Raw genomic sequence first — 12,049 nt, 5'->3', positions numbered from 1 at the left:
ACCAGTTGTGATAATCATAACGATTCTCATTTCGAAGTCAACAAGGCTTTTCAGATTTCTGCATATTTTGCCAAACGTCCGTTTGGATCTGCCTGGAATCCGGGGTCAGTTCGGGTTGTTCAAGGTCATGAGCCGGGTCACTTCCTTGTTCAACAGGTCGATGCGGCGCGCCATGCTTTCGATCAGGCTGTGGGCAATGCGCGGATTGCTCTGGGTCAGGCTGAGAAACTGGTCCTTGGGAATCAGCATGATTGTGCTGGGTTCGCTGGCGATCACGCTGGCGCTGCGTTTTTCTCCGGTGAACACTGCCATGGCGCCGAAAATCTCGTCCTTGGGGACGTCGCCGACCTTGTGCCCGTCGACGAAGGCCTGTGCATGGCCTTCGAGTATTACAAACACATGATCTGCCTCATCCCCCTGGGTAATCAGCCTTTCGCCCGCCTCCACGCGCTTGAAGCCGTTGCTGCTGCGCAACTCTGGCGGCTTGAGACGGGCAATGGCATCGGACAGCAGGGCGGTCTGGCCGATCAGGTACTGTACGAGCAGTTCCGAGCGTTGTACGTCGGCCTGGATGTGCCGAAACACTTCAGTCCTCAGATAGGGAATCAGTTGCAGCGGCGTATCGCAGTGCAGTTGCCACTGCGGGAGTTCGATGCCGCGCCGCAGCCCCACCAGGTCGCCTTCATGCAGGTAGAACAGTGGCCGCTCTTCGACACTGGCCTGGATCACGCCACTTGCCAGCAGGAACAACTGGTCGCCGGGCAATACGCTGGACAGCTCAGCGATGGGGCCAAGCTCCAACGTCGGGCCGCTGGGCGCAAGCCCGTCCAGCAATTGCGGCGGAATGCTCTGCAGTCTGTTGATCAAGGCGTCGGCGTAAGCCGGCTGCTCCCCCATTAGATACATTTGGCTCTGCCAGTCAGTTTTTGTGACGAGAGGAAATGGCGTCCAGTTGCTTGTTCAACGCCTCTTTGCGTTCGGCGGGAAGGTCGTTCCAGTGCATGTCCATCAGGGCGCCCTCGATGGCATAGAGCAAGACTTTCGACGCACGAAAACCACGGGTCCGCACGGCCCGGTAGGCGTCCACCGCACCCAGGCGGCGCAAGTCGGAAGCGCTATGGATGCCCACTGCATGCAGCCATTGTGCCGATGTCTTGCCAAGGTTCTTCAGGTGTTGCAGTTCATCATTCATTAAGCCTCCTGGCGATGGCCGAATGGTGAGTGGGCAGCCTCAGAGGAGTGTAGCGCTCAGTAGAAAACGCGCTGTTCTTTGGTCGGGTTTGGCGCAAATGCTTCTAAGGGCGCAGCGGTGAAGCTCGAAGGGAGGGGGGCAGGCCATGCGAAGGGCGGGGTGCAGGCGAGAAAGCGGACCAGGTCCGGCGCTGAACAGAACGCCGGACAAAGACGGGCGGCGGGGGTCAGCGAGTGCGGTAACGCAGGCGGGTGCCGAAATTGACCGACATGAGAATCTCGTCGGCACTCAGTTCCACCGGAAAGTAGGCGCCGGAAATCTGTGCATGGGCGAGGCTGGCGCCTTCCATGGACGAGTTTCTCAAGTCCAGCCCCCGCAGATCCGCGGAGCGAAAGTAGGCGTCAGTGAAATCGATGCCTTGTGCGTTCAGTTCCCGCAGGTCGAGGCCGCGGAAATCCCCGCCGCGCATGTCGATGGGTTGATCTTTCGGGCGTTCGCGGTTGAAGCCGACGATGTCGTCTTTATGCAGCAGGGCGTAAAGCGGAGTGTCGAGAAGTTTCGGTTGGCTCATGGCGACGTCACCAGTGTTGGATTTATGACGCCAGTATAGTGCCACTATTTTTCAGCCGTGAAGTCTTTGCCACTTCACGGCTGAAATGACCGTTTACAGGCCTGGGAGGCGTTGGCGAATATTGGCAACCAGGGCGTCCAGGCTGCCGCTTTCGTTGGTTTCTATGCGCTTGCTGCGCAGCAGCTCTTCGTCGGTCAGCGCTTCGCGAGTGGCTTGCTGGTTGGCAATCACTTCCAAAGTGGCGTCGGATGGATCGTTCTGATCGGCCTGGCGCTGGGCCAGCCAGCTGGCAACCACTGCCTCAGGAGCGTTGCAGTCGATGATCAGGCAGGGCGTACCAGTGGCCTCGGCCACTTTGGCCGCGGCATCGCGCTGGGCACGTTTGAGGTAGGTCGCGTCGATCACTACCGGGAAGCCGGCACGCAGGATGGTTTCGGCGATTTCATGCAGGCGCGCGTAGGTGGCGCTGCTGGCTTCGCTGCTATAGATGCCAGCGTGTGGGTCGTTGGGCACCTGTTGCTCGCCGAACAGGCGCTTGCGCTCTACGTCGGAGCGCAGGCGAATGGCGCCCAGTGCCTCTACCAGGCGCATGGCCACGCGGCTCTTGCCGACCGCCGAAATGCCTGAGGTGATGGCCAGGAAACGCGATGGAATGGTGCTGTAGCTCTCCGCCAGATTGGCGTAGTTGCGGTACTGGCGCAGGGTGGTAGCGCGCTGCACCGGCGTGGCATCGGCAGGCATGCTGAACAGACTGACCTTGGCGCGTACCAGGGCACGGTAGGCCTTGTAGAAATTGAGCAGCTCTAGGCCCTGGTAGTCGCCGGTCAGCTCCAGGTACTGGCTGATGAAGCGTCGCGCCAGGCTCTTCAGGCCGCGGTCTTCCAGGTCCATGGCAAGGAAGCCGGTATCGGCGTAGACGTCGGTGAAACGAAACGGTTCGTTGAATTCGATGCAGTCGAAAATCACCACCTTGCCGTCGATCAGAGTGGCGTTGCCCAGGTGAATATCGCCATGGCATTCACGGATGAAACCTTCGCTCTTGCGTTGGGCCAGCAGAGGCTTGAGGCGTTCGAAGCTGGTTTCGGCCCAGGCTTGCAGGGCTTCAAGTTGTTGCAGATCGGCCTTCTCGCTGAGGAATGGGCGGATTTGTTCGAAGTTCTGACGCACCGGAGCCATCACGCTCTCCGGGGTGCCGGCTTCATGCTTAGCTGGAACCTTGGGCGCGCTGAGGTGGAAGTGGGCGATCTGCCTGGCCATCTCATCGATGTGCGCAGTGGTCAGCTCGCTGTTGGCCTGCAGGGTGCTGAGCAACTGGCTTTGCGGGAACTGACGCATTTTCAGTACGTATTCGATAGCCGGACCATCGCCGCCCAGTACCGGGGCTTCGGCGCTACCGGTGATCGGCAGGACTTCCAGGTACAGGTCCTCGGTCAGGCGCTGGTTCAGGCGCAGCTCTTCGCCGCAGAAGTGTTCGCGGGCGTCCAGGCTGGTGAAGTCGAGGAAGCCGAAATTGACCGGCTTCTTCACTTTATAGGCAAAGGGGCCGGTGAGCAGAACCCAGGAGATGTGGGTTTCGATGACCTGAAACCCTTCTACGGGATGAGGAAACAAGGCGGGGTTTTGCAGGGCAGCGATCAGTGACTGGCTCACAGGCGATCCTTCAGAGTCGGGAAAATCGAGGGCGTCATTATGGCCGCTGAACGCACTAAGGCAAACCTCGGGTGGCGCATGTTGACGATGAATAAAGTGCGTATAATCCGCCGCCATGACTCGTACCCGATCCCCTCGTTCTGCTAAAAAAACGCCGTCTGGTGGCCTGCGCCCCTGGCTGGGCTGGGCCCTCAAGCTCAGTCTGGTCGGTTTGGTGGTGCTCGCCGGCTTTGCGGTTTACCTCGATGCCGTGGTCCAGGAAAAATTCTCCGGCAAGCGCTGGACCATTCCGGCCAAGGTCTACGCCCGCCCGCTTGAGCTGTTCGTCGGACAAAAGCTCAGCAAGGACGATTTCCTTACGGAACTCGACGCTCTGGGCTATCGCCGCGAAAGTGTCGCCAACGGCCCGGGCGCAGCCTCGGTCAATGGCAATACCGTGGACCTGAACACCCGCGGCTTCCAGTTCTATGAAGGGCTGGAGCAGGCTCAGCCGGTGCGCGTGCGCTTCTCCGGCGATTACGTGGCGGAACTGTCCGGCAGCAAGGGGGCCAAGCTCGCGGTGGTGCGCCTGGAGCCATTGCTGATCGGCGGCCTGTACCCGAAGAACCTCGAAGACCGGATCCTGATCAAGATCGATCAGGTTCCGCCGTATCTGCTGGAAACTCTGGTGGCGGTGGAAGACCGCGACTTCTATTCACACCACGGGGTGTCGCCCAAGTCGATTGCCCGTGCGATCTGGGTCAACACCTCGTCCGGCCAGATGCGCCAGGGCGGCAGTACCCTGACCCAGCAGTTGGTGAAAAACTTCTTTCTGACCAACGAGCGCAGCCTGTCGCGCAAGCTCAATGAAGCGATGATGGCGTTGTTGCTGGAGCTGCATTACGACAAGCGCGAGATTCTCGAGGCCTACCTCAACGAGGTCTTCGTCGGCCAGGACGGTCAGCGTGCGGTGCACGGTTTCGGTCTGGCCAGCCAGTTCTTCTTCAGCCAGCCCCTGTCCGAACTCAAGTTGCACCAGGTGGCGCTGTTGGTCGGGATGGTCAAAGGGCCTTCCTATTACAACCCGCGGCGCTACCCGGAACGTGCTCTGGAGCGGCGTAACCTGGTGCTCGATCTGCTGGCACAGCAGGGCGTGGCTACCCCGGAACAGGTGGAGGCGGCGAAGAAGATGCCGCTGGGCGTAACCAAGCGCGGCAGCCTGGCGGACAGTTCCTTCCCCGGTTTCCTCGACCTGGTCAAACGTCAGTTGCGCGAAGACTACCGTGATGAAGACTTGACTGAAGAAGGCCTGCGGATCTTCACCAGTTTCGATCCGATCCTGCAGATGAAGGCCGAAGCCTCGGTCAACGACACCTTCAAGCGCCTGGCCGGGCGCAAGGGCTCGGAAGACGTCGAGGCGGCGATGGTGGTGACCAACCCGGAAACCGGTGAGGTCCAGGCCATGATTGGCAGTCGTCAGGCCAGCTTTGCCGGTTTCAACCGGGCCTTGGATGCGGTGCGTCCGATCGGCTCGCTGATCAAGCCTGCCGTCTACCTGACCGCCCTGGAAAAGCCCAGCCAGTACACCCTGACCAGTTGGCTGTCGGATGAGGCGTTCTCGGTAAAAGGTGCAGACGGCCAGGTGTGGAAGCCGCAGAACTATGACCGGCGCTCCCACGGTACGGTGTTCCTGTACCAGGGCCTGGCTCACTCCTACAACCTGTCTACCGCACGGCTCGGCCTGGAAGTGGGTGTGCCCAATGTCCTGAAGACCCTTGGGCGCCTGGGGGTGACCCGCGAGTTCCCGGCCTTCCCATCGATGCTGCTGGGGGCAGGGGGCATGAGCCCGATGGAAGTGGCGACCATGTACCAGACGCTGGCCAATGGCGGCTTCAATACGCCGATGCGCGGGATTCGCAGCGTGTTGACAGCGGAAGGCGAGCCGCTCAAGCGCTATCCCTTCCAGATTCAGCAGCGTTTTGATGCCGGCTCGATCTATCTGATTCAAAGCGCGATGCAACGGGTGATGCGCGAGGGCACGGGCAGCTCGGTGTACAACGTGTTGCCCAAGACTCTAGCGTTGGCGGGCAAGACCGGTACCAGTAACGACTCCCGTGACAGCTGGTTCGCCGGTTTCAGCCAGGACCTGCTAGCCGTGGTCTGGCTGGGTCGCGACGATAACGGCAAGACGCCGTTTACCGGTGCTACCGGCGCCTTGCAGGTGTGGACCAGTTTCATGCGCAAGGCCGACCCGCTGCCGCTGGATATGCCGCAGCCGGACAACGTGGTTCAGGCCTGGGTCGATTCGCGTACCGGGCAGGGCTCCGATACCAACTGTCCGGGGGCTGTGCAGATGCCGTATATTCGCGGCAGCGAACCGCCTCCCGGTGCTTCCTGTGGGGGAGAAAACCCGGCAGGCGGCGATTCGGTGATGGATTGGGTCAAGGGCTGGATGAACTAAGCGATGAGGGTTTGACGTGAACAAGTGGTGGATTCCAGCTATTACAGCTCTGGCGTTGCTCAACGGTTGCGCCAGTGTGCAGCGCGGCTCTATTCCCGTCGTGGATTCCGGCACTGCCGTGTCCAACAGCGAGCGGATTTCCGCCTCCGGAGGCTTTCGCCAGACGACCATCAAGCGCCCGGCGCAGGCTCAGGCACAGGCGATTCCGGAAGATTCCGGCGTAGTGGTAATGGTTCCGGGCGGCGGCGCTACGGCCTCGGCGCCGATCAGCAGTTCGCCTATTACTCCGGGGCCGGTCACTTCAGGGCCTATTACCCCGGGGCCGGTGGACGGCTCCGGTTATCAGTCGGCACCGATCAGTCAGGGCACTTACAACATGCCCTCTACGCCCAGTGGCATCCCTTCGGCCCGGGCCGGTGGTCTGTCGGCCGATGAGCAACTGGATGGCCCGGTGCTGGCGTTGCTGACCACTGCGCAACAGCAGCAGTCCAGTGGTGACTTGAACGGTGCTTCTTCCAGCCTCGAGCGAGCGCAGCGTGTTGCACCACGCGAGCCGCAGGTGCTGTATCGCCTGGCTCAGGTACGCATGGCCCAGGGGGATGCGCCCCAGGCCGAGCAGTTCGCTCGCCGTGGCCTGAGCTTTGCCAACGGCCGCCCTGATCTCCAGGCAAGCCTGTGGGAGCTGATTGCCCAGGCGCGTGAGAAACAGGGTGATGCCGCAGGTGCAGCGCAGGCGCGCCAGAAAGCTCGGGTTTCGCTGTGATGGATGGGCGCTTTCCCAGGATCGCCGAGCAGTTGCTGCTGATCGAGCGTGAGTTGCGTGTGCAGGGCCTGTGGGACGACGCTGTGCCCAGCGCCGAGGCACTGGCCAGCACTCAGCCCTTTGCCGTGGATACTCTGGAGTTCGAGCAATGGCTGCAGTGGATCTTTCTGCCCCGCATGAAGATGATTCTGGAGCAGGATTTGCCGCTGCCCAATGCGTCAGGTATTCAGGAAATGGCCGAGATGGTGTTCTCCACTCGTCCGATGCAGGGGCGCGACCAGCAGTTGCGAGTTCTGCTCAAAGAGTTTGATCAGCTCATCGTTGCTACTCGCTGAAACACGACTGCCAGGTATGCCTGGCAGTCGCCTCCCTCCATACTGCCCACTTCAGTCTCGCTCTCTCGAGGTGACAACTTCGGAGGGTTCATGTCTGTCCGTGCATTGCTGTTGTTGTAGTGCATGACGTTCCTCTCGGCTCTCTGGCAATGGGGTTTCGCCCAAAGTCCGGGTTCGCATTTCTGAGTTGCTTGCCGAAGATTGCGCAATTGAAGCGCAGACAGCAGTCGTTTTTGGGTTTTTTCTTGCGTTCTCATGCGCTTAGTTCGAATTAACCACATAGACGACTTGACTTGAAGAGGACGAAACAGAAGAATCCAAAGTCCGCTGTAGAGGGACTGCCAGAAGCAGACCCACTCAGCAGATCATGAGGCGCACATCCGCGCCGAAGTGCTACACCCGCAACGCGTTACCTCGCGCTGGGTGGGAAAACCCCGCAACACTTTGGGGCGCTCCCAATACTTGCTCAGTCAGTGCTGACGTAGTCGGCGACCACCGTCGCTCATGCTCTGCTGAGAAGTAAACCTATTAAGACCCGCTCCCTTTTGAGGGCGGTATTCTGGCGTTTTAGAGGTGAACAACGTGGAGCTTTTATCTGGCGGTGAGATGCTCGTCCGCTTTTTGCGTGACGAAGGCGTCAAATATATCTACGGGTACCCGGGTGGTGCTCTCCTTCATGTTTACGATGCCCTGTTCAAAGAACCGGAAGTGACCCACATCCTGGTTCGTCACGAACAAGCGGCGACCCATATGGCTGACGGCTATGCCCGTGCCACCGGTAAAGCCGGCGTGGTACTGGTGACCTCCGGCCCGGGCGCGACCAATGCCATTACCGGTATTGCCACCGCCTATATGGACTCGATTCCCATGGTGATCATTTCCGGCCAGGTGCCCAGCACCATGGTGGGCACCGACGCGTTCCAGGAAACCGACATGATCGGTATCTCCCGGCCGATCGTGAAGCACAGCTTCATGATCAAGCACGCTTCGGAAATCCCGGAAGTCATGAAGAAAGCCTTCTACCTGGCGCAATCCGGTCGTCCTGGTCCGGTGGTGGTCGATATCCCCAAGGACATGACCAACCCGGCTGAAAAGTTCGAATACGTTTTCCCCAAGAAAGCCAAGCTGCGCTCCTACAGCCCAGCTGTTCGCGGTCACTCCGGGCAAATCCGCAAGGCGGCAGAAATGCTCCTGGCGGCCAAGCGCCCTGTGCTTTATGCCGGCGGCGGCGTGATTCTCGGCGGCGGTTCCGCACCGCTGACCGAACTGGCCAAGATGCTCAATCTGCCAGTGACCAATACCTTGATGGGCCTGGGCGCCTATCCGGGCACCGACCGGCAGTTCGTGGGCATGCTCGGCATGCACGGCAGCTACACCGCCAACCTGACCATGCACCATGCCGACGTGATCCTGGCCGTGGGCGCGCGCTTCGATGACCGGGTGATCAACGGCGCACCGAAGTTCTGCCCGAATGCCAAGATCATCCATGTCGATATCGACCCGGCTTCCATCTCCAAGACCATCAAGGCCGATGTGCCTATCGTCGGTCCAGTGGAGAGCGTCCTGACCGAAATGGTCGCGGCACTCAAGGAAATCGGCGATACCCCGAACAAGGAGACGGTCGCCAGTTGGTGGAAGCAGATCGAGGAATGGCGTGGCGATCGCGGCCTGTTCCCTTACGACAAGGGCGACGGCAGCATCATCAAGCCACAGACCGTGATCGAAACCCTGTGCGAAGTCACCAAGGGCGATGCCTATGTGACCTCCGACGTGGGGCAGCACCAGATGTTCGCGGCGCAGTACTACCGGTTCAACAAGCCCAACCGCTGGATCAACTCCGGTGGCCTGGGCACCATGGGCTTCGGTTTCCCGGCGGCCATGGGCGTGAAATTGAGCTTTCCGGATAATGATGTCGCCTGCGTCACCGGTGAAGGCAGTATCCAGATGAACATCCAGGAGCTGTCGACCTGCCTGCAGTACGATCTGCCGGTCAAGATCATCAATCTGAACAATGGTGTGCTTGGGATGGTGCGCCAGTGGCAGGACATGAGCTACGGCAGCCGTCATTCGCACTCCTACATGGAATCGCTGCCTGACTTCGTCAAGCTGGTCGAAGCCTATGGTCACGTGGGCATGCGTATCACGGATCTGAAGGATCTGAAGCCGAAGATGGAAGAAGCGTTCGCCATGAAGGATCGCCTGGTGTTCCTCGATATCCAGGTCGACACCAGCGAGCACGTCTATCCGATGCAGATCAAAGACGGCTCCATGCGCGATATGTGGCTGAGCAAGACGGAGCGTACTTAATCATGCGGCACATTATTTCCTTGCTTCTGGAAAACGAACCGGGTGCTCTGTCTCGTGTTGTAGGTCTGTTCTCGCAACGCAACTACAACATCGAAAGCCTGACGGTGGCGCCGACTGAAGACCCGACACTGTCGCGTCTGACCCTGACCACCGTTGGCCATGACGAGATCATCGAGCAGATCACCAAGAACCTGAACAAGCTGGTTGAGGTGGTGAAGCTGGTAGACCTGTCGGAAAGCGCGCACATCGAGCGTGAACTGATGCTGGTCAAGATCAAGGCCACTGGCGCCCAGCGCGCCGAGGTCAAGCGCACTACCGATATTTACCGTGGGCAGATCGTTGATGTCAGCGCCAGCGTGTATACCGTTCAACTGACCGGTACCAGCGACAAGCTCGACAGCTTCATTCAATCGATCGGCACCGCATCGATTCTGGAAACCGTACGCAGTGGTGTCACCGGGATTGCCCGTGGCGACAAAGTACTGAGCATCTAACTCAAATTAGCGAATGGCCGGAACGGCCTGATATAGGGGAAATTCATGAAAGTTTTCTACGATAAAGACTGCGACCTGTCGATCATCCAAGGTAAGAAAGTTGCCATCATCGGCTACGGTTCCCAGGGCCACGCTCAAGCATGCAACCTGAAGGATTCCGGCGTAGACGTGACTGTCGGCCTGCGTAAAGGCTCGGCTACCGTTGCCAAGGCTGAAGCCCACGGCCTGAAAGTGACCGACGTTGCTGCAGCCGTTGCCGGTGCCGACCTGGTCATGATCCTGACCCCGGACGAGTTCCAGTCCCAGCTGTACAAGAACGAAATCGAGCCGAACATCAAGAAGGGCGCCACTCTGGCCTTCTCCCACGGCTTCGCGATCCACTACAACCAGGTTGTGCCTCGTGCCGACCTCGACGTGATCATGATCGCGCCGAAGGCTCCAGGCCACACCGTACGTTCCGAGTTCGTCAAGGGCGGTGGTATTCCTGACCTGATCGCGATCTACCAGGACGCTTCCGGCAACGCCAAGAACGTTGCCCTGTCCTACGCCGCAGGCGTGGGCGGCGGCCGTACCGGCATCATCGAAACCACCTTCAAGGACGAGACTGAAACCGACCTGTTCGGTGAGCAGGCTGTTCTGTGTGGCGGTACCGTCGAGCTGGTCAAAGCCGGTTTCGAAACCCTGGTTGAAGCTGGCTACGCTCCAGAAATGGCCTACTTCGAATGCTTGCACGAACTGAAGTTGATCGTTGACCTCATGTACGAAGGCGGTATCGCCAACATGAACTACTCGATCTCCAACAACGCCGAATACGGCGAGTACGTGACTGGTCCAGAAGTCATCAACGCCGAATCCCGCCAGGCCATGCGCAATGCTCTGAAGCGCATCCAGGACGGCGAATACGCGAAGATGTTCATCAGCGAAGGCGCTACCGGCTACCCATCGATGACCGCCAAGCGTCGTAACAACGCTGCTCACGGTATCGAAATCATCGGCGAGCAACTGCGCTCGATGATGCCTTGGATCGGTGCCAATAAAATCGTCGACAAAGCCAAGAACTAAGTTCGAGTCTTGTCAGGGAAAACGCGGCCTAGGCCGCGTTTTTTCGTTTGCATGGATAGGTTCTGGTATAAAGCTGGATCCTTTGTGGCCGAATCGCGGCCCTGGGTATCTGTCGAAACTTTTCACACCGTTGCAAGGTAATGTCCATGAGCGAACGTCCCGAAGAGCCAAACCAGGCCTCTGACGCCGAAAGCCTGCTACCGATCGATGAGCATGTCGAAGAAGGGCATGACGCTGAAGGCCGTAAAGTCCGGCATCGTGGTATCTATCTTCTGCCGAATCTGTTCACCACTGCGAACCTGTTCGCGGGGTTCTATTCCATCATTAGCTCCATGAGCGCCCAGAGTGCAATGAGCGCCGGAGATTCGGCCGGGGCGAGCAAGTACTTTGCCTTTGCCGCGATCGCCATTTTCGTGGCCATGGTGCTCGATGGCCTGGATGGGCGTGTTGCCCGCATGACCAACACCCAGAGTGCTTTCGGCGCTGAATACGACTCGCTGTCCGATATGGTTGCATTCGGCGTAGCGCCGGCGTTGTTGGCCTTTGGCTGGGCTCTGGGTGACATGGGCAAGGTCGGCTGGATGGTCGCCTTCATCTATGTGGCAGGCGCGGCCTTGCGTCTGGCGCGTTTCAATACTCAAGTCGGTACTGCCGACAAGCGTTATTTCATCGGCCTTGCCAGCCCGGCAGCGGCGGGTGTGGTGGCTGGTATCGTCTGGGCATTCAGCGACTACGGGATCCAGGGGTCGAAGATGTCGTTCCTGGTGGCGTTGATGGTGGCCGCCGCAGGCATGCTGATGGTCAGTAACATCAAGTACAACAGCTTCAAGGACCTGGACCTGAAAGGGCGCGTACCTTTTGTGGCGATCCTGGCGGTGGTGCTGGTGTTTGCGGTGGTGTTCAGTGATCCGCCGCGCATTCTGCTTTTGGTGTTCCTCGCCTATGCGGCGTCGGGCCCTATCCAGTACCTGTTGCACCTGCGTCGTCGCAAAAGCGTCGAGTGATGTAATTTCCCCCATACTCCGCAGTCTATTGGTACATCTGTCCTCCAATACTGCGGAGTTGCCATGTTATTCAAATTCCCCAAGTCGTCCGACTGCAATGAGTCTGAGGTTACGCCCGAATCTCTTTACCTCTCTCGACGCAGCCTGCTGAGTGGTGCGGTTGCGGGCATGGCGTTTGCCAGCTTGCCGCGATGGGCAGCAGCACAGGACGCGTCGCGTTATGCCGATGTT

The 12,049-nt window shown here is 59.4% G+C and carries 12 protein-coding genes (1 of these 12 running past the window's edge); 8 read left to right on the top strand and 4 right to left on the bottom strand.

The window, feature by feature from the left end; all coding sequences use genetic code 11:
• Positions 1-105: 105 nt before the first annotated feature.
• From KI242_RS26780 to KI242_RS26765, 4 genes are all read right to left on the bottom strand, one after another.
• A complete protein-coding gene (locus tag KI242_RS26780; RefSeq protein WP_011063496.1) occupies positions 106-906 on the bottom strand; it encodes a cyclic nucleotide-binding domain-containing protein in 801 nt (266 codons plus the stop codon).
• Positions 907-919: 13 nt separating this feature from the next.
• Positions 920-1,192 (bottom strand): TfoX/Sxy family protein, encoded by a 273-nt coding sequence (locus KI242_RS26775; protein ID WP_011063495.1) that lies wholly within the window; start codon positions 1,190-1,192, stop codon positions 920-922.
• Positions 1,193-1,418: 226 nt separating this feature from the next.
• The gene (locus KI242_RS26770; protein ID WP_011063494.1) at positions 1,419-1,763 is read right to left on the bottom strand and encodes a pentapeptide repeat-containing protein; all 345 of its coding nucleotides are present in this window, start codon (positions 1,761-1,763) and stop codon (positions 1,419-1,421) included.
• A 93-nt stretch (positions 1,764-1,856) separates the two neighbouring features.
• Positions 1,857-3,413, bottom strand: coding sequence for an AAA family ATPase (locus KI242_RS26765; protein ID WP_183000602.1), 1,557 nt, complete (start codon positions 3,411-3,413; stop codon positions 1,857-1,859).
• 115 nt (positions 3,414-3,528) lie between these two features.
• On the opposite strand from KI242_RS26765, the gene mrcB reads away from it, so the two are divergent.
• The 8 genes from mrcB to msrP form a co-directional block, all read left to right on the top strand.
• Entirely contained in the window at positions 3,529-5,853 is a 2,325-nt protein-coding gene (mrcB, locus tag KI242_RS26760; protein WP_212805694.1) for a penicillin-binding protein 1B, read from the top strand.
• A 16-nt stretch (positions 5,854-5,869) separates the two neighbouring features.
• Positions 5,870-6,616, top strand: a complete 747-nt coding sequence (locus KI242_RS26755) for a tetratricopeptide repeat protein (RefSeq protein ID WP_011063491.1) — start codon at positions 5,870-5,872, stop codon at positions 6,614-6,616.
• Positions 6,616-6,951: a YqcC family protein gene (locus KI242_RS26750; protein WP_011063490.1), complete on the top strand. Its 336-nt coding sequence runs from the start codon at positions 6,616-6,618 to the stop codon at positions 6,949-6,951. The genes KI242_RS26755 and KI242_RS26750 overlap by 1 nt, the downstream gene beginning before the upstream one ends.
• Before the next feature lie 582 nt (positions 6,952-7,533).
• Positions 7,534-9,258 carry an acetolactate synthase 3 large subunit gene (locus tag KI242_RS26745; RefSeq protein ID WP_026019946.1) on the top strand — a complete coding sequence of 575 codons (1,725 nt, stop codon included), beginning with the start codon at positions 7,534-7,536 and terminating at the stop codon, positions 9,256-9,258.
• A gap of 2 nt (positions 9,259-9,260) precedes the next feature.
• A complete protein-coding gene (ilvN, locus tag KI242_RS26740) occupies positions 9,261-9,752 on the top strand; it encodes an acetolactate synthase small subunit (RefSeq protein WP_011063488.1) in 492 nt (163 codons plus the stop codon).
• A gap of 45 nt (positions 9,753-9,797) precedes the next feature.
• Positions 9,798-10,814, top strand: coding sequence for a ketol-acid reductoisomerase (ilvC, locus tag KI242_RS26735; RefSeq protein WP_007959661.1), 1,017 nt, complete (start codon positions 9,798-9,800; stop codon positions 10,812-10,814).
• Between the two features lie 146 nt (positions 10,815-10,960).
• Entirely contained in the window at positions 10,961-11,818 is an 858-nt protein-coding gene (gene pssA, locus KI242_RS26730; protein ID WP_053153883.1) for a CDP-diacylglycerol--serine O-phosphatidyltransferase, read from the top strand.
• 63 nt (positions 11,819-11,881) lie between these two features.
• Positions 11,882-12,049, top strand: the start of a protein-coding gene (gene msrP / locus KI242_RS26725; protein ID WP_015637047.1) for a protein-methionine-sulfoxide reductase catalytic subunit MsrP. 846 nt of this gene lie beyond the right edge of the window; 168 of the gene's 1,014 nt are visible here — the first part of the coding sequence; its start codon is at positions 11,882-11,884; its stop codon lies beyond the right edge, outside the window.

Origin of the sequence: Pseudomonas sp. Eqa60 (assembly GCF_018326405.1) — a bacterium.
Lineage (GTDB): Bacteria > Pseudomonadota > Gammaproteobacteria > Pseudomonadales > Pseudomonadaceae > Aquipseudomonas > Aquipseudomonas protegens.
Note: the sequence above shows the minus strand (reverse complement) of the source record. Positions and strands in the feature narration are given on the sequence as shown.